Consider the following 25,109-nt stretch of genomic DNA (forward strand, 5'->3'; position numbering starts at 1 on the left):
AGCAGGGGCTGTGGCAGGGGCCGTCACAGCCTGTCGAGTTCCTTCGTGGACCGCCCGAGGAACGTGGTCTGCCCGGAGTCCGGTACCTCGATCTCGTGGAAGCCCAGACGGCCGTAGAAAGCCCGGGCCGGAGCGTTGGCCGTCGCCATGGCCAGATGAACGGTCGGCACACCGCGGTCCTGAAGGGCCCCCAGAAACGTCCGCATCAACGCACGACCGTGGCCGCGGCCCTGCCACTCGGGAAGCAGATCGATGTGCAGATGGGCGGGATACGCGGCGACCTCGGGGACGACCATCCGCTCGGGGCGGTGCAACAGCTGGATGATCGCCTCATCGGGGGTGCTCGGCGCCCCGACGGGCTCCGGATAGCGATCCGCGACCAGGGGCAGCCACTTCGTGCGGAAGTCCTCGGCGAAGCGGGCAGTGTCCGCCGTGCCGAGGATGTAGCCGACCGCCCGCCCCTGTCCGTCGTCCACCACGAAGGCCAGCTCGGGCTCCAGCTGCACGTACGGAGCCGCGAAGACCACCGGAAAGATCCCGGGATCGGCGTAGACCGGGCGGCTGTCCCGCCCGCTGTGCGCGGTGCGGATGCAGATGTCGTCGAGGGCTTCTCGGTCGTCGGAGCGGTACGGGCGAATGGCGGGAGACGAGGTCATCGCAGCATCCTCCAGGTTGGGAACCGCTCCGAGAAGAGTTGAGACGGCGCGTCGGTCGGGCGACGGGGGCGGCGTCCGTCATGAGTACGTCCGTCACGAGTATCCGCGCAGGACAGATGCGCCGGTCGCCGCGGGGCGGGATCGCCCCGGATACCCCCACATCGACGCACTTGAGCGTTTCTGTGCGACGTGGCACGATCGCGCAGATGAGCAGCAGATCCGCCGGAGAACAGCGCCTCGGAGACCTCGCGCGGCTGCGCCGCGTTCGCGACCGGATCGACCGGGAGTACGCGCAGCCGCTGGACGTCGAGGCGCTCGCCCGCGGGGTGAACATGTCGGCAGGGCACCTCAGCCGCCAGTTCCGGCTCGCCTATGGAGAGTCGCCGTACGGCTACCTCATGACACGGCGCATCGAGCGTGCGATGGCGCTGCTGCGTCGTGGTGACCTCAGTGTCACCGAGGTGTGTTTCGCGGTCGGCTGCTCGTCGCTGGGCACCTTCAGCAGCCGCTTCACCGAACTGGTCGGGATGCCGCCCAGCGTCTATCGGCGCCAGGCGGCACGCGCGACGGCGGGGATGCCGTCCTGCGTGGCGAAACAGGTGACCAGACCGGTCAGGAATCGAGAAGCGCCGCCTTCCGAACCGCACGTAGCGTGAGGGCCATGGACATCACCATTCACGCAAGCTTCCTTCCGCACGACGACCCGGAGGCCGCCCTGGCCTTCTACCGCGACACCCTCGGCTTCAAGGTCCGCAACGACGTCGGATACGGCGGGATGCGCTGGATCACCGTCGGCCCCGCCGACCAGCCCGGCACGTCCATCGTCCTGACGCCTCCGGCCGTCGACCCCGGTGTCACCGACGACGAGCGCCGCACCATCGTCGAGATGATGGCCAAGGGCACCTACGCCGCCATCCTCCTGGCCACCGGTGACCTCGACGGCACCTTCGAGCGGGTGCAGGCGAGCGGCGCCGAGGTCGTCCAGGAGCCGACCGAGCAGCCGTACGGCGTTCGCGACTGCGCCTTCCGCGATCCCGCGGGCAACATGGTCCGCATCCAGGAACTGCGCTGAGCGGTCCGGCGAGCGCAGCCCCGACCTGTATGGACGGCCGCGGGCCGGTCTGACGCCTTGGGCGGGCGCGCCGCGTGGCCGGGCCGCGCTCGCCTGCCCGGCACCCGCTCGTCGATCACGCAGACAGTGGACGATGACCGCGTCCGCGCCGACGAAGGAGGGCCGGACGTACGCTCGACGCTGCTCGGATCGAGCCGGGCGACGCCGGCGCCGACCGGGAAGGCGCCCCGCCCGACAACTGACAGCGCGCCCGACACCGGACAGCCTGCCCAGCAGACGACAGCCCGCCCAACAGATGACAGATGGAGACACGATGAGCAAGGCCACGAGGACGGGCACGCAGTCGCCTGCGCAGCACGCCGCCGACAGCCATGATCTGATCCGCGTGCACGGTGCGCGTGAGAACAACCTCAAGGACGTCAGCATCGAGATCCCGAAGCGCCGCCTGACGGTGTTCACCGGGGTCTCCGGCTCGGGCAAGAGCTCACTAGTGTTCGACACGATCGCCGCGGAGTCGCAGCGGCTGATCAACGAGACCTACAGCGCCTTCGTGCAGGGCTTCATGCCGACGCCGGCGCGCCCCGAGGCCGACGTCCTCGACGGCCTGACGACCGTGATCAGTGTCGACCAGCAGCGGATGGGCGGCGACCCCCGCTCCACCGTCGGCACGGCCACCGACGCCAACGCGATGCTCCGCATCCTGTTCAGCCGACTCGGCGAGCCGCACATCGGCCCGCCCAGCGCGTACTCCTTCAACACCGCCTCGGTCCGGGCGAGCGGTGCGATCACGGTCGAGCGCGGGGCCAAGAAGGCGGTGAAGGCGACCTTCTCCCGCACCGGCGGCATGTGCACGGGCTGCGAGGGCCGGGGCACGGTCTCCGACATCGACCTCACCCAGCTCTACGACGACTCCAAGTCGCTCGCCGAAGGCGCGTTCACCATCCCCGGCTGGAAGTCGGACAGCTTCTTCACCGTGCGGGTCTACGCCGAGTCGGGCCTCCTCGACCCGCACAAGCCGATCCGTGAGTTCACCAAGAAGGAGATGCAGGACTTCCTCCACCACGAGCCGACCAAGGTCAAGGTGGAGGGCGTCAACCTCACCTACGAGGGGCTGATCCCCAAGATCCAGAAGTCGTTCCTGTCCAAGGACAAGGAGGCGATGCAGCCGCACATCCGGGCGTTCGTGGAGCGGGCGGTCACCTTCACCACCTGCCCCGACTGCGACGGCACCCGGCTCAGTGAGGGGGCCAGATCCTCGAAGATCAACAAGGTCAGCATCGCCGACGCCTGCGCGATGGAGATCCGTGACCTGGCCGCATGGGTCCGTGACCTCGACGAGCCGTCGGTGACGCCGCTGCTCACCGCGTTGCAGCACACCCTCGACTCGTTCGTGGAGATCGGGCTCGGCTACCTCTCCCTCGACCGGCCGTCGGGCACGCTCTCCGGCGGCGAGGCGCAGCGCGTCAAGATGATCCGCCACCTCGGCTCCTCGCTCACCGACGTCACCTACGTCTTCGACGAGCCCACCACCGGCCTGCACCCCCACGACATCCAGCGGATGAACGACCTGCTGCTGCGGCTGCGGGACAAGGGCAACACGGTGCTCGTCGTGGAGCACAAGCCGGAGGTGATCGCGATCGCCGACCACGTCGTCGACCTCGGCCCCGGCGCCGGAACGGCGGGCGGCACCGTCTGCTTCGAGGGCACCGTCGAGGGGCTGCGGGCCGGCGACACCATCACCGGCCGTCATCTCGACGACCGCGCGACCCTCAAGGAGAACGTGCGGAAGCCGACCGGCCGGCTACCGGTCCGCGGCGCGACGGCGCACAACCTGCAGGGCGTCGACGTCGACATCCCGCTCGGGGTGCTCGCCGTCGTCACCGGCGTCGCCGGCTCCGGCAAGAGCTCGCTCGTGCACGGGTCGCTGTGTCAACAGTCGGGGGCCGCCGGCGCGGGCGTGGTGTCGGTCGACCAGGGCGCGATCCGCGGCTCCAGGCGAAGCAACCCGGCGACGTACACCGGACTCCTCGAACCGATCCGCAAGGCGTTCGCGAAGGCCAACGGCGTGAAGCCGGCGCTGTTCAGCGCCAACTCCGAGGGCGCCTGCCCCACTTGCAACGGGGCGGGCGTCATCTACACCGACCTCGCGATGATGGCCGGTGTCGCCACCACCTGCGAGGACTGCGAGGGCAAGCGGTACCAGCCGTCGGTGCTGGAGTACTACCTCGGCGGCCGCGACATCAGCGAAGTGCTGGCGATGTCGGTGACCGAGGCCGGGGAGTTCTTCGCCGACGGCGAGGCGGCCACCCCGGCAGCGCACCGCATCCTGACCCGGCTCGCCGACGTCGGGCTCGGCTACCTCAGCCTCGGCCAGCCGCTCACCACGCTGTCCGGCGGCGAGCGGCAGCGGCTCAAGCTGGCCACACACATGGCCGAGAAGGGCGGCGTCTACGTCCTCGACGAGCCCACCGCCGGGCTGCATCTCGCGGACGTCGAGCAGTTGCTCGGCCTGCTCGACCGGCTCGTCGACTCCGGCAAGTCGGTCATCGTCGTCGAGCACCACCAGGCGGTCATGGCGCACGCCGACTGGATCATCGACCTCGGCCCCGGCGCCGGCCACGACGGCGGCCGGATCGTCTTCGAGGGCACACCCGCCGACCTCGTCGCCGCTCGCTCCACCCTCACCGGGGAGCACCTCGCGGCCTACGTCGGCGCCTGACCGGGGCCCTCGCGGACAGCGTGGGACGAGTTCGTTCATCTGTTGCGACTCGTCCCATGCCCGCGAACCGGGAATGGACAACCCGGTTGGGCAACCCGTTTGATCGACTATGGCGCCTGGGATAGCAATGACGCGTGATACGAGGAGAAAAGGTCGGGCTGCGGACTCGACGTGACAGTGATCTTCCGGTTCTCCAGGCCGAGTTGTACGAGGACGTGGTGGTGCGATCACGTGCCGACTCCGTCCCCTGGCGGCCCGTCCCCGCCGACGCGGCGGACTCTCCCGCCGCCGCGGCAGCGCCCTCGTCCGAGAAAGCGTACTTCTCCGTGGTGGAACTGGAGTCCCAGGAGCTGGTCGGCGAAGCCCTGCTGTGGGGCATCGACCTGCACAACAGAACGGCCCACCTGGGGATCTCACTGCTCCCCGCATTCCGGGGACGTGGGCTGGCCGTCGACGTCGTCCGGGTGCTGTGCGAGTACGGCTTCGCCGTACGCGGCCTGCAGCGGCTGCAGGCCGAGACCCTCGTCGACAACAACGCGATGATCGCGGCCGCGACCAGGGTCGGGTTCTCCGTCGAGGGCACGCTGCGGCGCTCCGCCTGGGTGTACGGAGCCTTCGTCGACACGGTCGTCCTCGGCCTGCTCGCCGAGGAGTGGGCACAGTAGGAGGGAACTGCGGGGCACCGTACGGCCGTCGCACGGGAAGGTGTGCGACGGCCGTACGCTCCGCAGCGCCTGTCTGCGGAGTCGGTGTGCTGCTCAGCGCGGTCGGTACACCGACACACGGAACGAAGCGGTCACCGGGAGAGGCGGCTTGAGAGGGGCAGTGCGTCGGCGTAGTTCGTCACGGGAGACGTGATGAGCGGTGGGGCCCATGCCGGCGAGGCTGTCGATGTCCTCGGCGGCGAGGGTGACGGAGTACTCCAGGGCCTCGGCGTGGTCGAGGCGGAAGTACGGGTCCAAAGTGCGCTGAAGTCGTGCCTGCTTGGCGGGATCGACCGACAACAGCCCCATGTGCTGCCGGAGTTCGCCGAGGTGCTGTGGCTCGGGGGTGACGGTCAGCAGGGTGCCCGACGGTTGGAGGACCCGGTGGAATTCGGGACCGTTGCGGGGCGCGAAGACGTTGAGCAGGAGATCGACGGAGTGGGTTCGCACAGGCAGCGGCTGCCAGATGTCCCAGGCGGCAGCCGTCGCCCGTATGTGGGCCCGGGCTGCCCGTCGGAGGGCGTACGTGGAGGTGTCCAGCCCGAAGCCGACAGCGGCGGGGAGAGCGTCCAGGACGGTGGCGAGGTAGTAGCCGGTCCCGGCTCCGGCGTCCAGAACGGTGCTGTCGGACGGGCAGAACGTCGTGACGAGGTCGGCGAGGACGCGTGCCAGTGGTGCGTAGTGGCCGGCCTGCAGGAAGGCCGCGCGTGCCTGGACCATGGGGGCGGTGTCCGCACTGGCGGGCCTCATGGCGCCGTTCAGAAGGCTGACGTATCCGTGCCGGGCGACATCGAAAGTGTGCCGGCGGTCGCACCTCAACGCCCGGTCGGCGGGTCCGAGACTGTCACCGCACAGCGGGCAGACCAGAACATCGAGGAGCCTGTACTGGGGCTCATGGCGGGCATGGGACGAGTTGGACATGGCGTTCCTCGGCAGCGGCAGCGGCAGCGGCGGCTGCGGGTCGACGGTCGTGGGAGAGAGCCGTCGGCCTGCTCGGTGGACTGCGCCAGTTCCCGGGCCGCGCACAGAGGGCGGCCTGCCACCCCGGCCGCTACCGCGGCGAAGAACCGCGGTTGTGTGAGCGCGACGGGGCGCGGAAGGGAACGTCAGAAGTCGACACGGGCAGGCCGAAACAGCGGCGTCGTGAGACCCTCCCGGTCCGGGCCGGGGGCCGACGCCGCTGCGGTGACCGCCGGGTCAGAGGAAAACGTGCGGAACGCTCTTGCATGCCATGGCGCGAGACTACCCGAAGCCAGGTGCGCCGACCCTGGTCGACCGTCGTCCCCCTACCACAGGGGCCCCTACAGGGCAGGAGACTGGTTCACGAGAGCCGGAGCCCGGGCAGCGAGCGCGGCGAGGGGCTCACCGCTCAGCCTGCACACCGTCCACTCCTCCAGGAACTCCGTGCCGAGCGACTTGTAGAAGTCGATAGCCGGCTCGTTCCAGGACAGAACCCACCACTCGAAGCGCTCGTAGCCCTCCTGCTCGCAGATCGCGGCAAGGGCGGCCAGCAGGGCCTTCCCGTGTCCGGCGCCACGGGCATGCGGGCGTACGTAAAGATCCTCCAGGTGCATGCCGCGTGTGCCGGTCCAGGTCGAAAACCGCGGGAACCACAGGGCGTAGCCCACGATGCCGCCCGTGTCGTCGTCCTCGGCGATCAGAGCGAACGCCGCGGGGTGTTCACCGAACAGCGCCTGATGGAGCTGTTCCTCGGTGGCCAGGGCCTGCTCGACGGCGCGTTCGTATGCGGCAAGTTCGCGGATCATCGCGCGGATCTCGGCGATGTCGTTCACAGTGGCGGCCCGGATCATCCAGTGATCATGCGTCACCGAGCCGAGCAGTGTCCATCCGTGGGGACACGCCGACTGCCGCGGCCCCTACCATGAGCCGAAGCACCAGACGGGAGGCAGCGGTGGAGCGCCCTGACATGTCGCGTCGTGCACGACGCGCAGCGCACAGCGCAGTGTCCACTTCCTTGGCCATGTGCAGTGACGACACATTGCACGACCTGGTGGGCGCGGCGGCGCCGCTCGGGTCGGGGATCGGGGGCCGGTCGGCACTGCTGGATGTCGACGGAACCCCGGTCTTCGTCAAACGGGTGCCCCTGACCGACCTGGAGAGGCGGCCGGAGAACGTGCGGTCGACCGCGAACATCTTCGGCCTCCCTGACTTCTGCCAGTACGGAGTAGGCGAAATCGGCGGACCCGGCTACGGCGCCTGGCGGGAACTGGCCGTCCACACCATGACCACGAACTGGGTGCTCGCGAACGAAGACCAGCAGTTTCCCCTGATGCACCACTGGCGCGTACTGCCGGACACCGCGCAGCCTCTGCCTGAGGAGCTGGCGGACGTGGAACGAGCCGTGACCGATTGGGGAGGTGGCCCAGAGGTGCGCCGCCGGATCGAGGCACTCGAACAGGCCTCAGCGAGCCTGACCCTCTTTCTGGAGTACATCCCGCAGAACCTCCACGAATGGCTCGGCGAAGAGATCAAGGCGGGCGACGAGGCGGCGAACCGGGCCTGTTCCTGCGTGGACAGGGCGCTGCACGCGGGCACGTCCTTCATGAACGCCCGTGCTCTGCTCCACTTCGACGCTCACTTCGAGAACATCCTGACCGACGGCCGACGCCTGTATTTCACCGACTACGGTCTGGCCCTCTCCTCACGCTTCGACCTCTCCCCGGAGCACGCACGCTTCTTCGAACGGCACCAGACCTACGACCGTTGCTACACGGTTTGGTATCTGGTGAGCTGGCTGGTCACAGCTTTCTGCGGGTACGGACGGGACGATCGCGAAGCATTGGTGCGTGAATGCGCCCGTGGAGCACGTCCCGCCGAACTCCCCGCCGCGGCACAGGCGATCGTGATGCGCTATGCACCCCTCGTCGTGGTGATCTCCGAATTCATCCGCAAGCTCCGGCACGAGTCCCGGCACACCCCGTATCCGTTGGACGAGATCCGACGGATCATCGCAAGCAAGCCGGCCTGAAGCATCAATCCCCGGAAAGGACCAACTGCATGATCATTTTTGGTACCAAGGGATACCTGTACCAACTCGCGATACTGACGCTGGTGTGCGGCCACTGCGGCAATCCCTCCGCGCACACGCTCAGGAAGCGCGTCACGAAGTTCACCCTGTTCTTCGTGCCACTGTTCCCGTTCTCGACGAAGTACGCGACGCAGTGCACCTTCTGTGGCGCGGAACAGAAAGTGACCAGCGAACAGGCTGAACAACTGCAGGCGCAGGCCGCGAGCGGCCACGGTGGTCAGGCGTACGGACAGCCGCAGCAGCAGCCGTACCAGTCCTGAGCAGGAGCGGGCAGGCTGCCTTGACGGCGGCTCGCTTCGAAGTCGGAGGCACGCGACAAGCGCTGCGCCGGTCACAGGTTGCCACCGTCGAACGTGGTGTGAACCGCAGACGGTTCGACGGACGGCGTTGGCGTCACCGACGGCGCGAGGGTGGGGACGACAGAACCGGGCGGGGCGCCCGGGATGGGTGCCGAGGACCGCTCGGAGGGGTAGGGGCTGGCGGGCCCGGGGGACGTCGGCGGGGTGGTCTCGGCCGGCGTACTGCTCGCAGGCGGTGGGGCGAGCGGGACCGACGGCGGCGCGGGCGCCTCGTCTGTCGCAAGGCGCAGTGGCAGCGCGACGAGCGCGGCGACGGCGCACGACACGCCGACTCCGGCCGCGGCACGGAGCAGCCGACGCCGCGCTGCTGCGCGGCGGATCGCGTGATAGCGGCCGGGGGGCGGGCCGAGGTGGTCGGACGGCGGTCGCAGGATGACCGCGAGGGGGTCGTCGGGCTCGAAGTCCGGGCCCTCGTCAGAGTGTGTGATCAAGGCTTCTCCTCAGGTGGGCACGGAGCAGCTCGCGGGCCGCGTGGAGGTCGGCCTTGATGGTTCCTTCCTTGCGCCCGGTCAGCACGGACACCTCCCGGATCGGCATGTCGGCGTAGTAGTGCAACAGCACCGGGACGCGCAGCCGTTCCGGCAGCGACTGCACGAGCAGGCGGACCGAGGGATCGGCCTGTTCGGTCTGTGGGCGGACGGAGGCTTCCACGGTGGCCCGGTGCATGGCTCTGCGCTCGCGCTCGCGCTTGCGCCAGTGGTCCCGGACGAGGTTGGCCGCGGTGACGTAGAGGAACCCTTGAGGCTCCGCGACGGTTGTCCAACGGGCCCAGAGGCGGGTGAACGCCTCCGAGGCGATCTCGTGGGCCGTCTCGTCGTCGTCGACCAGCCGGCGGCACCAGCCGGCGAGGCGCGGGTAGAGGGCGGCGAACAACTCGGACGCTGCCTTCTCGCGGGACCGTTTCAACGCTCTCCATGGTCGTGACGTCGGGGTGGCACTCGTGGGGGGAAGAGCCCGGGCCGGTGGCGAGCGTTCCATCGGCCCGGGACGTGGGGGCCCGGATCCCGGGCCGGGTCAGGGGTTCGCGGAGTTCAGCGCGGCGAAGACGATCACGTTGTCGCGGTAGCCGTCACCGGTGCGAGGGCCGCCGCAGGTGACGAGCCGCAACTCGGGACGGTCCACGTTCCCGTAGACCGCGTCCACCGGGAACTCGGCCTTGGCGACCGTCCGTACGGAGCTGACGGCGAACACCGCCGCCGTGCCGTTCTCCAGGCGCGCCACGATCCGCTCGCCCCGCCGCAGCCGCGCGAGATGACGGAACACCCCGTCCCCGTACGAGCCGACCGTGGCGTGACCGAGGATCACCGACGGACCGATCTGACCCGGCGTCGGCGAGTGCCGGTACCAGCCCGCCCGGTCGTGCTCGGTGATCGGGGGTACCTGCACAGTGCCATCAGAGGCCAGCCCCAGCCGGATGACGGGGGTGTCGACCCCGATGGCCGGGATCTGCAACCTCACCGGGACCGAACGGCCAAGGGAGCGGGCCGCGTTCGCGGAAGGCCGCGAGGACCGCGAGCGCCGTGGCGTGCTTGCGGGGTGCGCGGTGGTGCCCTGGCCGTCGCCACGGGGGCCGCCGCAGCTCACGAGCAGCGAAGCCATCGCCGCGGTGGCGAAGGCGCGCCTGGAGAGCGACGTCATGCCTTGGTTGCCTGCCGGCGACGTACGAGAAAGACCGCCGCGCCGCCGGCGGCGAGTACCGCGGCAGCGCTCCCGCCGACCATCAGCCCGGTCTCGTTTCCGGACTCCCCCGATGCCGGCGCCACACCGGTGTCCGGTGCGCCACGGGGCACGACGGAGACCTGGCCCGGCGCCTCGGCCGGCGCCTCGGTCGCTTCGACGGTCGGAACCGGGGTCGGAGCGGTTGTGGCCTCCGGCTTCGAGGGCTCGGCGGTGGCGGCCGGGGCCTGGCCCGGGGCCGTGGTGGCCTCGCGGACCGTGGGGACCGGGGTCGCCTCGTCGGCGAGCGCGGGTGCCGCGCTCGCCAGCACAGCGGTGCTCGCGAGTGCCATGGCACTGAGGACGCTTCGGCGCATGAATCGCTCTCTTTCGTCGGTCCGCCCGCCCGGTGGCGCGGCGGGTCGCGTTACGGATCGAGCGGAGAGACGAGGCAGCGGCAGAGCGGGTTGTAAAGAGAAGGCAAAGTCAGCGGGAAGTCGGTGAGCAGTGAGCGGAACGCGCTGAATCCCGGCGCGCAACTGTCCGCACACCGAGTGTGCGGTCCGGAACCTGATCACCGCTTTGTGCGTCGTACCAGGCACGTCTTGCTCATGGATGTGGGGCGGATGCGGGGCGTGGGTCGAGTCCGGGGTAGATGGGTGGGGCCAGGTGGAGCGGGCAGGCGGCGCGGTGGCGTCGGGGGCGAAGGCGGCAGCGCTTCGATGGCGGCTTCGTCATATCGGCTGGCTGTACGGGGGCAGGGGCGCAGGAGGCCGGTCGCCGTGGGTGCGCGGGCGTGTTCTCGCGTCGCTTGCCGTGCTGACCGCCGGCCTGCTGGCGTTCCACTCCGCGGTGCCCAACGCCGTGGGCCGTCTCGGCAGCCTGCTGGAGACGTTCCTGCCGTGGCTCGGCCTGGCCGTTCCGCTGCTGCTCGTGGCGGCACTGCTGCGCCGCTCGGCCCTCGCGCTGGTGGCGCTGCTGCTGCCCGCAGCCGTCTGGGGGTATCTCTTCGGCGGGCTGCTGCCGGCCGGGGACCGCGGCGCGCACGACATCATGGCGGTCCAGCACAACGTCAGTGACGAGAACGCCGCCCCGGCGGGAACCGCGACTGCCCTGATCGAGGCCGCGCCGGACCTCGTGGCTCTGGAAGAGCTGACGTCCTCCGCGTTGCCGGTCTACGAGAAGGCCCTGGCCTCGGACTACCCCTTCCGGGCGGTCGTGGGAACGGTCGGGCTCTGGTCCAAATATCCGCTGTCGGACGTCCGGCCGTTGGACATCAAGCCTGAGGGGATCCGGGAGGACTGGAACCGTGGGGTGCGGTCCACGGCGCGTACCCCATGGGGCGATATCGCGGTGTACGTCGCCCACTTGCCCTCGGTCCGCATCCGGGGGAACGGCTTCAGTACGGGGTGGCGGGACGAGAGCGCCGGACTGCTGGGCGACGCCATCGCCGCCGAGAAGCTGGACAGGATGATCCTGTTGGGTGACCTCAACAGCACGCTCGACGACCGGGGGCTGGCCCCGGTCACCTCGCGGATGGACTCGGCGGGGCGGGCCTTCGCCTTCAGCTGGCCCGAGGCCTTCCCCGTATCCCGGATCGACCACATCATGGCCCGCTCGGCCACCGTCACCAGCATCCGGACCTTGCCTGCCACCGGCAGCGACCACCTGCCGATCGCCGCCGGCATCAGACTTGCGCAGGACCAGCACCGCACGCTGGGCAGGGGGAACGGTGCGTAACAGGGCACGGACGGCGCCCCCCGTCGTCACTTGATCCTCGTGCCCGGACCGTGCCGTCTCCGGCAGGTGTTCGGTCGGCACTTCGGCTGCCGGCTCCTTCGGCCCCGTCGTCGGCCCTCACCGTCGACTACGCGCCGGGGGCCAGGTGGCCTTCGAGGATGGTCCGGGTGATCGGGGGGCGGTCCCAGAGGGCGAGGAGTTCGTTGGCGAGAGCCACGATCGTGAGAGGGTGCCGAGCACCCTGTACCTCGATGGCGGCGGCCGACAGGCTGCGCGGAACGGCCGCGGCATCGAGGAGGACGCGCCAGTCGTCCGGCCCGAGTTCCAGGAACTCCAGTCCGGTCAGTTTGGCGATCTCCAGGGGGTCGGCGAGCGTACCGGGGTAGGCGGTGAGCGTCCGCAGGCGGGGAAGCCCGGTGAGGGGGGCGAGGCTGAGGGGCTCGCTGTCCCACACGCCGATGGACAGGACCTCCAGGCCGGGGTGGGCGGCGGCCTGGACACTGCTCAGGCTTCGGATGTTGACCCGCGCCACTGCCGGCGGGTCGTCCCCGTGAGGGCCGCAATGCCCCGGACCGGGCCCGTTCAGCACGAGGCTGGTGAGGGAGTCGGCAAGGCGGCCGGCGCCGATGTTGTCCTCGTGGTTGAGCATGATGATCTGCCCGGTGTGTCCGCGCGGGCCCGGAGTCAGGTCGACGGCGATCCGGTCGCCGCCGCCGTTGTCGCCGAAGGCGATCCAGCCGGGCGATCCGACCAGACCCTGAACCGCCGCGTCGGGCCGAGTGACGACCGACTCCAGCGCCGCGAACCGCCACGGACACGGACGGGACGGCGCGTCGGCGATGTAGAGGTCGTCCAGGGGGAAGAGCTCGCAGCCGACCGCAGTGAAGACGCGCTCCGCCACCACGTAGTCCTCGCCCCAGTCCTCCCACCGCGCCCGTGTCACCCGGTAGAGCACCTTGAGCTCGTCCGGCAACGCGACGCCGAGACGCGCTTCCGTGGCGGCGATCTCCGCGTCGGTGGCGCCGATGGCGCCGGGGATCCGCTCACGAAGCGTCCGCTCCAGCAACGCCAGATCCACCGACGGGGCCGGTCCGGCCCCGGGCACCGGATCGGGCAGACGGCGCCAGGGCTCGGGGACGGAGTCCTCGACGAGGATGAGCGAACCCGGATGCGGACCGCCGATGCCGGGCTCCACCGCGGGTCCGTGACCGATCAGATACAGCACCGTCCTCCCGGCCGGCGAGATCTCCGCCGTGAACGAGATGCTGTCGGCGCCGCTCTCCGCGAGCGCGCCCTGCACCCGCTGCACCGCGTCGAACTCGACCTGCATGTCCTCGACCTGGGCTGCCTGTCCGGGCCGCGGGATCCGCCGCCGCAGAGGCAGGCTCCACCCGTAGTGGCTGATCTGTCCCGCCACGTGGCCGCCCGGGGCGGCAAGGCTCCTCGCGTTGTCGGCGCGCAGGAGTCGCAGGAGCGGCTCCCACGTCGCGAACTCATGGAGCGATGACAACGGTGGCCTCCGGGGCGTTGCGGTGAACGTAGCGAAGCTGATTATCAGGTGTGCGTCCGCACTGCGGCCAACGTAGGACCGACCCCGATTCTCGGTCCGTTTCTCGGTCCGACGGTCGGCGCACTGGTCAGAACAAGGTGACCCGTCCGTGGCCTCCCAAGGCCGGCGATCAGTCGACGCGGGGCGATTGTCAGTGGGTCCTCCTATGGTTCTGGGCACTGGGACCTGCCGGAAAGGCCGCAGGTCCACCCTGGGGAGGGGTCTGTCATGTCTGCCGGGACCACGGTGTCGACGACGTATCTGGAGCTGTCGCAGGAAGGGGGCGGCGCGCACAAGTTCTATGAGGTGGGCGTCGACGGACTGGTGGTGACGGTGCGCTACGGGCGGATCGGCGCCGCCGGACAGGTGCAGACGACGACGTTTCCCACGGCGGAGAAGGCACGGGCTGCCGCTGCGAAGAAGGTGGGGGAGAAGGTCCGCAAAGGGTACGCCCCGGCTGTCCCCGGGCAGCGGGCCCCGCGGGCGGTGACCCGGCGTCAGGTGACGTCGGCCGCGTCCACCGCGCGCGCCGTGGCGCCCGTGCTGTGGCGATTCCGTACGGGCTCGTCGGCGTTCGGCATCCATGTCGACGACGAGCACTGCTGGGTCGGCAACCAGGCGGGCGACGTCTACACCCTGGACCACGACGGTGCCGTCCTCGCCCGCTTCAGCCTTCCGGACGGTGTGAAGTGCCTGGTCGCCGACGACTTCTGGATCTACGCCGGCTGCGACGACGGCAAGGTCTACGACCTGTCCTCGAAGCTGCCGTTCGCGGCGTACGACATCGCCGCGGACGTCGACATCTTCTGGCTGGACATCCACGAGGGCATCCTGAACGTCTCGGACCGCGCCGGCCGGCTCACCGTCATCGACCATGAGGACGAGCACCAGTGGGCCCGCCGCAGCCAGGGCGAGCACGCCTGGATGGTCCGCGCCGACGACTGTGCCGTGTACCACGGCCACCACCGGGGCGTCACCGCCTACGCGCCCGACGGCGGAGGCGAGTTGTGGCACACGCCCACGAAGGGCGGCGTGCTGTTCGGCTGGCAGGAGGACGACGCCGTGTACGCGGCGACCGCGCACCGCCTGGTGCAGCGGCTGTCGAAGACGACCGGCAGGGTCGAGGCCACCTACACATGCGACAGTGCGGTGTACTCGTGCGCCACCTCACCCAGCGGGCGGTTCGTGTTCGCCGGCGACGCGGCGTCGTCCGTCTACTGCTTCGACCGCGACGGCACCCGCCTGTGGAAGCTCGGCACGGGCAGCGGCTCGGCACTGTCGATGCAGTACCGCGACGAGCGGCTGTACCTGGTGACCACGGACGGCTCGCTGGTGTGCGTGGACGCCGGCGAGGCGGCCATTTCCGCGGCCCAGCAGGGCACGGTGCCGGTGGCGCGGGACGTCAAACTCGCCGCGGCCCTGCCGACCTACGCACCGGCCACGGCCGCGGCCGCGATGCCGAGCGTCGACCAGGCTCCCGCCGGGACGGTCGTCGTCGAGTGTGTCCGGGAGGCCGGACGCCTGCGCGTGCACGTGGTGTCGGAGGGCTACGACCAGTCCTTGAACGTCCAGTTCCCGCGCGCGATACGCGAGCCCGGCGCGCGCTATGTCGTGGACGCCCTGCACACCGCTGCCGGCGGCTTCTACCGGGTCCGCGGCGACATCCGGCGGCTGATGTGATCCGGGCGGGCGAAGCCTGGCCGGGCCCTCGACGAGAACGAGCCTCCGAGATCCCGGCGTTTCACCCCGGCCACAAGGGAACGCCCGGGTCGGGCGGGGTGCCCGCAGGCGGAGCGCTCAGCACTCGGACGCGGCGATCTGCACGCGATGGCTGTCGCCGTCGGAGATGAATGCTGGCGCCCGCCCTTGCTCGGCGACCGCGGCCGGCAGTCCGGCGAGGCCGGACCAGGCGCGCAGGTCGGCCGTCGCGGCGGGGCCGAACGCGGTCAGACAGCGCCGTACCAGTGCCTCGCGGACCAGATCGGAGCCGTTGGGGGCCGGCGGGTCGTTCGGCGTCGGCGGGGCGATCTCGCGCCCCAGCCATGACGAGAGCAGCACGTTGCTCACTCCCAGCGCCGGTAGGTCCCGCACACAGTGATCGGGTCCTTCTGGTCGTTCTCGTTGTCCGGCACGAGAGAACCGTCGCAGGAGTAGTGGTCAGGGTGTGGCCGCTACCAGGGGCAACATGGGCACCATGCCGAAGACATCAGCACGACTGCTGTCCCTGCTCTCCCTGCTCCAGGCACGCAGGGACTGGCCGGGGGCGCTGCTGGCCGAGCGGTTGGAGGTCAGCCCGCGCACCGTGCGCCGTGATGTCGACCGTCTGCGAGAACTCGGCTACCCCATCACGGCCTTCAAGGGACCTGACGGTGGGTACCGGCTCGATCCCGGCGCGGACCTGCCGCCGCTGCTGTTCGACGACGAGCAGGCCGTCGCCCTGGCTGTCGCACTCCGGATCGCCACGACGACCGGTGCCGGCATCGAGGAAGCCGCGGCGCGCGCGTTGACCACCGTTCGGCAGGTCATGCCCGCACGGCTTCGCCGCCGTATCGACACTCTTGAGGTCACCGCCGTAGAGCGGTCCGAGGCCCGGCGGGCGCCGCAGGCCGACAGCCGTGTGCTCATGATGCTCAGCGCCGCCGTGCACGCCCGCGAAGTGCTGCGCTTCGACTACGCCCCCGTGTCCCCACCGGGAGTCGACGACGACCGCGCCGCGACTCTGCCGCGCCGGGTGGAGCCCCACCACCTCATCACCTGGGGCGGGCGCTGGTACCTGGTCGCCTTCGACCTCCTCCGCGAGGACTGGCGCACCTTCCGCGCCGACCGGATCACCCCGCGCACCCCCACTGGACCCCGCTTCACTCCGCGCGAACTGCCGGGAGGCGATGTGGCCGCCTTCGTGGCCGGCCGGTTCCGGGGCTCCGACGCCTTGGGCGACTGGCCCTGCCGCGGCGAGGTGATCCTCGATCTGCCCGCCGCCGAGGTGTCCCGCTACAGCCACGACGCGATCGTCGAGGAACTCGGCCCGGACCGCTGCCGGCTCGTCCTGGGCTCATGGTCATGGCCCGGCCTGGCCGCCGCCGTCGGCAGGTTCGACGCCGACATCGAGGTCGTCGGCCCCGCCGAGCTGAAGGACGCCTTCGCGCACCTGGCCCGCCGCTTCGCCAAAGCCGCGACCGACACACCGGCCACGCCGCCCCCGAACGAATGAGCCCGGCGCAGGCCAGCGCCTCAGTGGAACGGACTGTCGTTCGCGAAGGCGTGGGTGGCGAAGCGCTTGCCCATCCGGCGGTATGCGGCGGCGGTGGGGTGAAGGCCGTCGGCCAGGTCGTGCGCCTCGTCCGGGCCGAGCAGCTCGCGTCCGTCGAGATAGTGGAGGTGGGGATCGCGAGCCCGCCGGGCGGCCACGATCCGGGCCAGCTCGGCACGGACCACCGCCAGCGACAACGCCCCGCCGGTCACAGCGGCCGGATCGCCCAGAGCTGTGATCTTCCCGTCCGGCCCCACGGCTGTCGGGCCGGGAGTCTCCTCGACTGCCGGACAGCTCACCGGGGACACCAGCAGCAGAGGGGTGTCAGGGTGCCCGTCCCGGATCGTGTCCAGAATCCGTGCACCGCCGGGCCGAACGTCCGCAGCCGGAAGGCGGCCAGGCTCACGATGTTGATGCCCACCTTCAGGCTGATCAGATCCGCGGGCATGTCGCGGATCGTTCGCGCGACATAGGGATCCAGCACCGCATTGCCCGCCTGGCTGAGGTTGATCACCTCCACTCCTCCGAGCATGCCGGCCACCACTGGCCAGGTGCCGGTCGGACCGTCGGCCTCGATGCAGTGGCTGATGGAACTGCCGTGGTGCACCCAGCGGCGCCGCCCGTCCGGCAAGGGCGCCAGCACCTCAGCGTCAGCGCGCAGTGCCACCAGTTCCGTCGGGGTCTGCTGCGGCAGCCACAGCTCGACGTTCTTCATGCAGGCCGGCAGCCCGGAGAACCGTACGGTCCCGGGCCCGCCCGGGATGAGTCTCTGCACGGCCCCGGGGCCCGCCATTCGTAGCACGTTGCCCACCGGCGCTCGTCGACGCCCGGTCAGGACGCCGTCCACCACCAGCTCCAGCATCCCGGTCGGGCGGGGCTCGGGGTCGGTGTCGAGCTGCCCCGTGGTGGTGAGTACCTCCAACTCCAGTGCACACGCATCAGTACGGAACACCAACCGGACTCCGGAAGGCATCAGGGTCACCCCGTGGACCGACGGATCCTGGTACTGCTCCTTGGTCCACGCGGGCAACCGGCGCGGCATCACCCCTGCCTGCGTGATCTCCAGGTCCAGCGCACCGCGTAACTCCACCGGCCCGTCCACCAGCGCGACCGCCCGCATCGCCACCGTCACCGCTCCCGCCACAGGTCGAACGCCTTCAGGCCCGGACGTGAGTACGTGTACGTGCCCGAGAAGCGCCCCACCGTAGCCCCTCAGGTGCGACGGGCCGAGACGAGGTGGGCGAACACCACCACGTTCTCCTCATATTCGCGGGTGCTCTTGTTGTAGTTGCCGCCGCAGGTGATCAGGCGAAGCTCCGGCGAGGAGGCGTCGGCGTAGACCCGTTTGTTGGGGAAGTCGGCCTTGCTGAAGGAATTGACCGAGTCGACCTTGAAGCTCGCGACGATGCCGTCCGCGCGGGTGATGCGAACCGTGCTTCCGGACCGGAGTTCCTCAAGCCGAGAGAACACGGCCGGGCCCGTCTTGGTGTCGACGTGGCCCACCACGATCGATGAGCCCCGTTCGCCGGGCGAGGCCCCGTCCCGGAACCACCCGACGAGATTGGTGTCGTCGGCGGGGGGTGGGTTGAGCTGTCCGGATGCGCCGATGGACAGCCCGGTGAACGGCGCGTTCACGCCGATTTGCGGGATCGAGATCCGCTCCGGCACAGAGCGGGGCAGTGCCGGATCAGCGGCAGATGCAGTCGCCCTGGGCGTTGCGGGGGCGACCACCGGAGGCGGAGCCTGGGGCTTGAGATCTGCTCTGCTCTCCATCGAGTTGTGGATGAGCAGAGCACCGAGTCCCGCTGCCACCAAGGGCCACCGCAGAGCGCGGGGGAGGGAGCGGGATGAGGGCTTGGTCTGTGGCTGGTGTGGTTGGTGTGGCTGCGGGCTGCCATGGGGCGTTGCCCTTTCGTGAGGGGGACGGCGGTGAGGCGTGAGGGGGACGGGGGTGAGGCGCAGGTGAAACGCCGCGGCCGCGGCCGTCGCCCTCCGAAGGGGACGACGGCCGCGACAGCGCAGCAACTGCGAGGGGAACGGGATCAGGCCGCGGCGTCCGCCGCGTTACGGCGCCGCAGCATGTACGCGCCGGCCCCGAGGCCACCGAGCAGCAGCACGGAGCCTGCGGTCATGCTGCCTCCGGACGTGGCCAGGCCACCGCCACCGGCGTGGATGCCGCCCTTCGGCCTTTCCTTGCCGAAGTGCTCCTTGCCGTGCTCTTCGCGCTCCTTGCCGTGCTCCTCCCGATCTTCCTTGCCGTGGTCTTCCTTGAATCGCTCGTCCTCGTCCTCGTCGCGGAAGCCGTCCTTCGCGAGGCTCATGGCCAGGCCGCCGCTGCCGGCGTGGATGCCGCCCTTCGGCCTTTCCTTGCCGAAGTGCTCCTTGCCGTGCTCTTCGCGCTCCTTGCCGTGCTCCTCGCGCTCCTTGCCGTGCTCTTCGCGCTCTTCCTTGCCACGCTCCTCGCGCTCTTCCTCGTCGCGGAAGCCGTCCTTCGGGAGGCTCATGGCCAGGCCGCCGCTGCCGGCGTGGATGCCGCCCTTCGGCTTCTCCTTGCCGTGCTCTTCGCGCTCCTTGCCGTGCTCCTCCTTCTCCTCCTCCTTGCCACGCTCCTCCTTGCCGTGGTCTTCGTCCTTGAACTTGTCGTGCTCCTCGTTGCCGTAGGAAGTGTTGCCGACCGACGCCCAGGGCTCGGCTGCCGTCGCGGCACTCGCCGCGGGAGTGCAGATCGCGACAGCCGCAGTTATCGCGGCGGAGACGAACACTGTCCGGGCAATGCGCATGGGAATACCCCTTTCGTCGCGACTGCGCAGCCGACACGGCGCCGGCTCGAACGAATCGCAGTAGCGACGTGATCACCCTCGGTCGCATCACGGCTCCTCGCCACCGGAAAACTCCGCATTCGAGTTACTTCATGGGCTCTTTGAGTGGTTGAGCCCGAAGGATGACCCGGTTGGCGGCACCCGGTTCCGTCACTGGGGCGCCGCGATGAGGTATAGCGCGAAGATCCTCGCTGGCTGCTGGCTGCTGGCTGCTGGCTGCTGGCAGCCAAGGCGGGGATCGTGTGCCGACCGGGGTGCGGGCACGCGCGTGCATGAGGCGGCTCTGCACGGTGTCGCTGTCGAGGCCGGCTTCGAAGGCCTCAGCGGTCCGGCCCGCTCCTGCCTTCGCGCGTCGTTCGCGCCGGTGCCGCTGCTCGGCTTCGGCGCGTCTGTTCCCTACGACCTTTCCCTGTAACGTCAGTGGCGTCTGACGGTGTGCCACATCGAACTCGTCGCAAGGTGCTTCAACGGCGAACGCACGGCCACGGGGTCCACAGCGACTACGGAGTCCGGTGTGCTCACGAAGGGCCGGAGCCCCCGGGCGAACCGGTGCTTGGCAGTGTCGGGTGTGCTCATCGAACTCACCAGCCCATCTCGGTGTAGAGGCGGCCGGTGCGGATCCCGTCGAGGGCTGCCCGGGTGTAGGGGACGAGCGGCTCCGGCAGATCGTCCTGCGGCCACCACCGCCAGGCGAGGCACTTGTCCGGCTCACGTAGGCTCGGGGCGCCCTTCCAGCGGCGGGCTCGGAAGACCAGCTGCATTCGCGGCCGTCCACCGGGCGAGTCGACGACGTGCACCGTGTGCACGAGCTCCACGTCGCCGGGGGCGATGACGAGACCGGCCTCCTCGAAGGCCTCCCGCACGAGACACCCGATGGCGCTCTCCTGTTCGCAGTGCCCGGCGAGGAAATGCCAGGAGCCGCCCGCGTATGCCGAGTCCGGATGCCGCAGTCCGAGCAGGACCCGGCCGTCCTCCTCCAGGTAGAGGTGGACGCCGATGACGTTCAGCACACTGCGACCGGCGGCCGGCGCGCGACTCGGGAGCGCCGCGCCGGGCGGTCCGCCGTTGGGGGACGCCTGCTGGGCCGCGTGCCGCTGCACCAGGTCGCGGGTGGCCGGGCTCAGCCGCAACCGGTTCAACATGGCCGGGGAAAACCACCGCAGCAGCACGCCCTCGGTCAACGCCAGCGTGTCGGGGTCCCCGTTCCACTGCCCGGCCCAGATCTGGATCGGCGTGCAGAGACCGTCGATGCCGGTGGCCTCCTCCACGACGAACGGCGTCAGGTCCGACACGTCGAGACCAGGCACCTCCTCGGCGAGCTCGCGGCGGAGCGTGGCTTCGAGTGACGTGTCTCCTGGCTCGCGCCCGCCGCCGAGCAACGCGAAGGAGCCCGGCTCCCAGATCCCCGGGTAGTTGTCGCGCAGGTGCAGCAGGTACCGGCCCGCGCCGTCGTGGATCAGGGCGGAGGCGTTCACCGGTTCCGGCCGACCGTCGAGCGAGGAGCCCAGGAGTTTGGCGCGCAGAGTGGGGGAACCGATCTGGTCGAAGGTGCGCCATTCAGCCCGGACGCCTCCTGTTTCCTGGTCCTGCAAGGCGAGTTCGGGGTGGCTGTGGGCCAGGTAGAAGACGAACCGCAGGTCGTAGTGCTGGTGGGCCGGCTCACCCGTGGCGTGGTCGGCGTCGATGTCGTGGACGTCGATGTCGATCGGAGAGCGGAGGAACTGCGGGGTCAGGCACAGATCGCCGGGCTCGATGCCGGCCTCCTGCGCCACCACGCGCAGCGCCGCGGTGAGCGGGGTGCGGTCACCGGTCTCGACATGGCCGCCGGGGGTGAGGACCAGACCGTCGGCCTTGTGGTGGATGTGCAGCACGCGCCGGTCGCGGTCGATGACGACAGCCGTGGAAGTGATGTGCCAGGGCATGGCCGACCGGCTCGTGGGGTCCTCGGCGGCATCGAGCGATGCCAACAAGCCCTGCAACAGGCGACGTTCCGCCGGGTGCCGCTCAAGGTAGGCGTGGACGAGGTCGCGAGTGTCCGTTCGGGCGGGCGGCATTGCGGAGCCTTCCTGAGCGGGGCAGCCGGTGTGCGGGCAGCCGATGTGTGAGCGGACGGAGGTGGCAGGGCTCACTTCCGTACTTTCCCGGCGGCGGGCCGGGGCCGCTAGGGGGCTTCTGATGGATCTCCGCGCCCGTCCACGGAGATCCATCAGAAGCCCCCTAGCCCGGTCGGCCGAGGAGTTGCCGCATGTTGGTGCTCTCGGTGTACCAGTCACCACGGGCGATGGAGAGACGGGTCTCGACCAGAAGGTCGGCGAACGGTTTCGGTACACCTTGGTCGGCGAGTGCCTTGGCGTACTCCTCGGCCGGCAGGCCCCGGCAGACGAGGCGCCTGCCGAACTCCAGGGCGGGAGCGAGGTTTCCCATCTCGCCGCAGTACAACTCCGTGTAGGCGCCGTGCCGTTGCGCAGGACGAGGATTCGAGGGCTCCGAGCGGCCGGGAGGGTCGGGATCAGGCACTTGACCGTGTTGCCGGAGACGTCTCACAACCCGGCCGACGGCAGGGGCTGTTCGGCCCAGATGGTTTTTCCGTGGGCCGTGTAGCGCGTGCCCCAGCGTTGAGCGAGCTGGGCCACGAGGAAGAGCCCTCGGCCGCCTTCGTCACTGGTGGCGGAGCGGCGCAGGTGCGGGGAGGTGCTGCTGGCGTCGGAGACTTCGCAGATGAGGGTGCGGTCACGTACCAGGCGCAGGTGGATGGGGGCAGCCGCGTACCGGATGGCGTTGGTGATGAGTTCGCTGACGATGAGCTCGGTGGTGAAGGCCGCTTCATCCAGTCCCCATTCGGAGAGCTGAGTGGTGGCTTTGGCGCGGATGTCGGCAACGGCGGCCGGATCGTCGGGCACGTCCCAGACGACGACGGCCGCGGCGTCCAGCGCGCGGGTGCGGGCGACGAGCAGGGCGATGTCGTCGGCGCGCCGGCCGCGGCCGGTGGGCAGGAGGGCGTCGAGTACGGCGTCGCAGGTCTGCTCGGGTGGTCGGCCGGGGTGGGCGAGGGCCTGGCACAGCCGTTCCAGGCCGATGTCGATGTCGTCACGGCGGCTCTCGATGAGGCCGTCGGTGTAGAGGACGATTTCGCTGTTCTCGGAGAGCTGGATGTCAACCGTCTCGAACGGGAAGCCGCCCAGCCCGAGGGGTGGTCCGCCGGGCACCTCGGGGAAGTGCACCGTGCCGTCGGCGTGGACGAGTGCGGGGGCGGGGTGGCCCGCGCGGGCGAGAGCGCAGTGCCGGGAGATGGGGTCGTAGATCGCGTACAGGCACGTGGCGCCGATGATCCCGGTGCCGCCAGTGGCCGCCGCGCCCTTCTCATGGCTGCGGTGGTCCTCGTCCTGACCGAGGCGGATGACGAGCTCGTCGAGGTGGGTGAGGAGTTCGTCGGGAGCCAGGTCGAGCGCGGAGAAGTTGAGGACGGTGGTGCGCAGGAGCCCCATGGTGGCGGCGGCGTGTACGCCGTGGCCGACGACATCGCCGACGACGAGGGCGACACGGGCCCCGGAGAGGGGGATGACGTCGAACCAGTCGCCCCCGACCCCGGACTGCGCCGGAACGTACCGGTAGGCGGCGTCGACCGCGTTCTGCTCCGGCAGGTCGCCGGGGAGCAGGCTGCGCTGCAGGGACGCGGACATGGCGTGCTCGCGGGCGTAGCGGCGGGCGTTGTCGACGCAGACCGCGGCACGGCCCACCAGTTCCTCGGCGGTGGACACATCGTCCTCGTCGAAGGGTGCGAGCTGTCCGTTCCGGTAGAAGCTCGTCACGCCCAGGACCGTGTTCCGGGCACGGAGCGGGACCGTGATCAGCGAACGCATACCCTGTTCGAGGATCCACCGGGTGTGTGCCGGGTTCCGGGGCTCCCCCGTCTCGGGTGCGCGGACCAGGTCTGTTTCGAGCCTCGGCTTCCCGAGCGTCAGGCTCTGGGCCTGCGGCGCGGAGGGAGAGAAGCTGACGAGCTGTCCTGCCTGGTACAGGGGGCGCTGATCCTGCGCGGAGGCCGAGGCCGTCCGGCGCAGCGCGGTGTTCTCCTGGTTCGGTTCGTCTCCGTGCAGCACCGAGTCGAAGAGGTCGACGGTGACGAAGTCGGCGAACCGGGGGAGGGCCGCCTGGGCGAGCTCCTCGGCGGTCCGGGTCACATCGAGGGTGGTGCCGATGACGACACTGGCGTCGTAGAGCAGTTTGAGGCGTTCGCGGGACTTGGTGGCCTGGCCGGCCAGGGCCCGCAGCTCGGTGGTGTCCCGCAGCGTGGCGACGCTGCCGAGGGTGCGGCCGCGCGAGCGCGTGGGCTGCTGGTTGACGGCCAGGAAGCGGTCCGCCGACTGGTGGACCTCGTCGGCGGCGACGCGCCCTTCGGCGAGCAGCCGGGCGACGGAGGGGGCGAGGCCGAGATCCGCGACATGTCGTTGCTGCGCGTCGGGGGGCAGGTCGAGGAGGCGGCGCGCCTCGTCGTTGGCCAGCAGCAGCGTGCCGTTGTTGTCGACGATGAGGACGCCTTCCCGGACGGCGTGCAGAACGGCGTCGTGATGTTCGTACATCCGTGTGATCTCGGTGGGGCCGAGCCCGTGTGTCTGCCGTCGTAGCCGCCGGCTGGCCCCGGCCACGCCCGCCGTCGCGAGAGCGAGCGCGCACGCGGCGGCGCCGAACAGGATCGGCAGCTGGCGGTTGACCGTGCCCGACACGCTCGCGATCGTGACCCCCGAGTTGACCAGGCCCACCACCGTGCCCTTCGCGTCCATGACGGGAACCACCGCACGGATCGACGGCGACCGCAGAGTCTGTCCCGGGACACGGTCGGTGAACGCCCGGCCTGCCGTGGCCGGCCAGAGGGGGCCGGTGATGCTCTTGCCGATCTCGGCCGGGTTGGGATGGGTGTAGCGGACTCCTTTTGTATTGGTCACGACGATGTAGTCGACGTGGGTCCGGCGCTGGGTCTCCTGTGCGATCGGCTGCAGTACTGCGCTCGGATCGCGAGACTTCAGCGCGGGGAGCACGCCTGGGGCGTGGGCGAAGGTTTCGGCCACCGCCAGGGCGCGCATCCGGGCCAGGTTCTCGCTGTCGTTCCGTGCCAGCGTGACCACCGACGCCACGGCCCCGGCGACGAGCAGCAGCACGATCATCCCGAGCACCGCGAACATCTGCCCCGCTATGGTGCGCGGGACCAGCGCAGAGCGCCGGCCGGCCGGTCTGCCGGTGGAACCGCTCATGCGGTCTTCGTTGGAGCCGCTCATGCGGTCCTCGCGCAGGTCATGGTCCCTGCGCAGGGACCATGACCCGATTCGGCGGCACCGGCGGACGACGCCACGCAGACCCATAAAGACATTATGGGACATTGGTCATATTTCACGGCAGTGGTCTCGCGTCGCGCCCTCGAAGAATGCTGGAGGCGGCCGAGCGGGTGACCGAACTCGCCGCAACCGTCGGCCTCCCCCCGACCTGCTGCCGGAAGGCGCGACAGCACCACCCAGCTGTCATCGCAGGCTCCCCCGCGCAT

General features: G+C 70.2%; 23 protein-coding genes and 2 pseudogenes. 10 read left to right on the forward strand and 15 right to left on the reverse strand.

The window, feature by feature from the left end; all coding sequences use genetic code 11:
• Positions 1–23: 23 nt before the first annotated feature.
• Positions 24–656: a GNAT family N-acetyltransferase gene (locus E0500_RS41290; protein WP_131567661.1), complete on the reverse strand. Its 633-nt coding sequence runs from the start codon at positions 654–656 to the stop codon at positions 24–26.
• 206 nt (positions 657–862) lie between these two features.
• Between E0500_RS41290 and E0500_RS41295 the strand changes: the two genes are divergently transcribed.
• The 4 genes from E0500_RS41295 to E0500_RS41310 all read left to right on the forward strand — a co-directional run bounded on the left by E0500_RS41295 (position 863) and on the right by E0500_RS41310 (position 5,112).
• Positions 863–1,312 carry a helix-turn-helix transcriptional regulator gene (locus E0500_RS41295; RefSeq protein WP_131567663.1) on the forward strand — a complete coding sequence of 150 codons (450 nt, stop codon included), beginning with the start codon at positions 863–865 and terminating at the stop codon, positions 1,310–1,312.
• A gap of 5 nt (positions 1,313–1,317) precedes the next feature.
• Positions 1,318–1,728, forward strand: coding sequence for a VOC family protein (locus E0500_RS41300; RefSeq protein WP_152866038.1), 411 nt, complete (start codon positions 1,318–1,320; stop codon positions 1,726–1,728).
• Between the two features lie 313 nt (positions 1,729–2,041).
• Complete coding sequence (locus E0500_RS41305) at positions 2,042–4,447, forward strand: excinuclease ABC subunit UvrA (RefSeq protein WP_131567667.1); 2,406 nt, start codon at positions 2,042–2,044, stop codon at positions 4,445–4,447.
• Positions 4,448–4,581: 134 nt separating this feature from the next.
• A complete protein-coding gene (locus E0500_RS41310) occupies positions 4,582–5,112 on the forward strand; it encodes a GNAT family N-acetyltransferase (RefSeq protein ID WP_131567669.1) in 531 nt (176 codons plus the stop codon).
• Positions 5,113–5,205: 93 nt separating this feature from the next.
• Here E0500_RS41310 and E0500_RS41315 read toward each other — a convergent pair whose 3' ends face one another.
• Both E0500_RS41315 and E0500_RS41320 read right to left on the reverse strand, forming a co-directional pair.
• The gene (locus E0500_RS41315) at positions 5,206–6,072 is read right to left on the reverse strand and encodes a putative RNA methyltransferase (protein ID WP_131567671.1); all 867 of its coding nucleotides are present in this window, start codon (positions 6,070–6,072) and stop codon (positions 5,206–5,208) included.
• Positions 6,073–6,452: 380 nt separating this feature from the next.
• Complete coding sequence (locus E0500_RS41320) at positions 6,453–6,962, reverse strand: GNAT family N-acetyltransferase (RefSeq protein WP_131567682.1); 510 nt, start codon at positions 6,960–6,962, stop codon at positions 6,453–6,455.
• A 116-nt stretch (positions 6,963–7,078) separates the two neighbouring features.
• Between E0500_RS41320 and E0500_RS41325 the strand changes: the two genes are divergently transcribed.
• Both E0500_RS41325 and E0500_RS41330 read left to right on the forward strand, forming a co-directional pair.
• Positions 7,079–8,140 (forward strand): protein kinase family protein, encoded by a 1,062-nt coding sequence (locus tag E0500_RS41325; protein WP_131567673.1) that lies wholly within the window; start codon positions 7,079–7,081, stop codon positions 8,138–8,140.
• 29 nt (positions 8,141–8,169) lie between these two features.
• Positions 8,170–8,460, forward strand: a complete 291-nt coding sequence (locus tag E0500_RS41330; protein ID WP_131567676.1) for a zinc-ribbon domain-containing protein — start codon at positions 8,170–8,172, stop codon at positions 8,458–8,460.
• Positions 8,461–8,531: 71 nt separating this feature from the next.
• Here E0500_RS41330 and E0500_RS41335 read toward each other — a convergent pair whose 3' ends face one another.
• The 4 genes from E0500_RS41335 to E0500_RS41350 all read right to left on the reverse strand — a co-directional run bounded on the left by E0500_RS41335 (position 8,532) and on the right by E0500_RS41350 (position 10,592).
• Positions 8,532–8,990: a hypothetical protein gene (locus E0500_RS41335; protein WP_181587400.1), complete on the reverse strand. Its 459-nt coding sequence runs from the start codon at positions 8,988–8,990 to the stop codon at positions 8,532–8,534.
• Positions 8,974–9,465 carry an RNA polymerase sigma factor gene (locus tag E0500_RS41340; RefSeq protein ID WP_131568830.1) on the reverse strand — a complete coding sequence of 164 codons (492 nt, stop codon included), beginning with the start codon at positions 9,463–9,465 and terminating at the stop codon, positions 8,974–8,976. Before E0500_RS41340 ends, E0500_RS41335 begins: the two co-directional genes overlap by 17 nt.
• 108 nt (positions 9,466–9,573) lie before the next feature.
• Positions 9,574–10,197, reverse strand: coding sequence for a class F sortase (locus E0500_RS41345; RefSeq protein ID WP_131568832.1), 624 nt, complete (start codon positions 10,195–10,197; stop codon positions 9,574–9,576).
• A complete protein-coding gene (locus E0500_RS41350; RefSeq protein ID WP_131568834.1) occupies positions 10,194–10,592 on the reverse strand; it encodes an LPXTG cell wall anchor domain-containing protein in 399 nt (132 codons plus the stop codon). The genes E0500_RS41345 and E0500_RS41350 overlap by 4 nt, the downstream gene beginning before the upstream one ends.
• 238 nt (positions 10,593–10,830) lie before the next feature.
• Here E0500_RS41350 and E0500_RS41355 point away from each other — a divergent pair, with 238 nt between their 5' ends.
• Positions 10,831–11,955: an endonuclease/exonuclease/phosphatase family protein gene (locus tag E0500_RS41355; RefSeq protein ID WP_131568836.1), complete on the forward strand. Its 1,125-nt coding sequence runs from the start codon at positions 10,831–10,833 to the stop codon at positions 11,953–11,955.
• 127 nt (positions 11,956–12,082) lie between these two features.
• On the opposite strand, the gene E0500_RS41360 is transcribed toward E0500_RS41355, so the two are convergent.
• Positions 12,083–13,465: an SMI1/KNR4 family protein gene (locus E0500_RS41360; protein WP_131568838.1), complete on the reverse strand. Its 1,383-nt coding sequence runs from the start codon at positions 13,463–13,465 to the stop codon at positions 12,083–12,085.
• A 267-nt stretch (positions 13,466–13,732) separates the two neighbouring features.
• Between E0500_RS41360 and E0500_RS41365 the strand changes: the two genes are divergently transcribed.
• Entirely contained in the window at positions 13,733–15,184 is a 1,452-nt protein-coding gene (locus E0500_RS41365; protein ID WP_131568840.1) for a WGR domain-containing protein, read from the forward strand.
• Positions 15,185–15,376: 192 nt separating this feature from the next.
• Here the strand turns inward: E0500_RS41365 and E0500_RS41370 are convergent.
• Positions 15,377–15,574 (reverse strand): annotated as a pseudogene (locus E0500_RS41370) (DNA glycosylase AlkZ-like family protein); the annotation flags it as partial.
• A gap of 124 nt (positions 15,575–15,698) precedes the next feature.
• On the opposite strand from E0500_RS41370, the gene E0500_RS41375 reads away from it, so the two are divergent.
• The gene (locus E0500_RS41375; protein WP_131568842.1) at positions 15,699–16,715 is read left to right on the forward strand and encodes a YafY family protein; all 1,017 of its coding nucleotides are present in this window, start codon (positions 15,699–15,701) and stop codon (positions 16,713–16,715) included.
• Between the two features lie 20 nt (positions 16,716–16,735).
• On the opposite strand, the pseudogene E0500_RS41380 reads toward E0500_RS41375, so the two are convergent.
• The 3 genes and pseudogenes from E0500_RS41380 to E0500_RS41390 all read right to left on the reverse strand — a co-directional run bounded on the left by E0500_RS41380 (position 16,736) and on the right by E0500_RS41390 (position 19,534).
• Positions 16,736–17,874, reverse strand: a pseudogene (locus tag E0500_RS41380) (GDSL-type esterase/lipase family protein).
• A gap of 92 nt (positions 17,875–17,966) precedes the next feature.
• Positions 17,967–18,389, reverse strand: a complete 423-nt coding sequence (locus tag E0500_RS41385) for a class F sortase (protein WP_399120920.1) — start codon at positions 18,387–18,389, stop codon at positions 17,967–17,969.
• A gap of 407 nt (positions 18,390–18,796) precedes the next feature.
• On the reverse strand, positions 18,797–19,534 hold the full coding sequence (locus E0500_RS41390) for a hypothetical protein (RefSeq protein WP_131568846.1): 738 nt from the start codon (positions 19,532–19,534) through the stop codon (positions 18,797–18,799).
• 307 nt (positions 19,535–19,841) lie between these two features.
• Between E0500_RS41390 and E0500_RS41395 the strand changes: the two genes are divergently transcribed.
• On the forward strand, positions 19,842–19,988 hold the full coding sequence (locus E0500_RS41395; RefSeq protein ID WP_165935152.1) for a hypothetical protein: 147 nt from the start codon (positions 19,842–19,844) through the stop codon (positions 19,986–19,988).
• Positions 19,989–20,154: 166 nt separating this feature from the next.
• Here E0500_RS41395 and E0500_RS41400 read toward each other — a convergent pair whose 3' ends face one another.
• The 3 genes from E0500_RS41400 to E0500_RS41410 form a co-directional block, all read right to left on the reverse strand.
• Positions 20,155–21,627 (reverse strand): NUDIX domain-containing protein, encoded by a 1,473-nt coding sequence (locus E0500_RS41400; RefSeq protein ID WP_131568848.1) that lies wholly within the window; start codon positions 21,625–21,627, stop codon positions 20,155–20,157.
• A 163-nt stretch (positions 21,628–21,790) separates the two neighbouring features.
• Positions 21,791–21,997, reverse strand: a complete 207-nt coding sequence (locus E0500_RS41405) for a hypothetical protein (protein ID WP_131568850.1) — start codon at positions 21,995–21,997, stop codon at positions 21,791–21,793.
• Positions 21,998–22,113: 116 nt separating this feature from the next.
• Complete coding sequence (locus E0500_RS41410; RefSeq protein ID WP_165935153.1) at positions 22,114–24,846, reverse strand: SpoIIE family protein phosphatase/ATP-binding protein; 2,733 nt, start codon at positions 24,844–24,846, stop codon at positions 22,114–22,116.
• Positions 24,847–25,109: the final 263 nt, after the last annotated feature.

The organism is Streptomyces sp. KM273126 (genome assembly GCF_004337435.2).
Classification (GTDB): Bacteria; Actinomycetota; Actinomycetes; order Streptomycetales; family Streptomycetaceae; genus Streptomyces; species Streptomyces acidicola.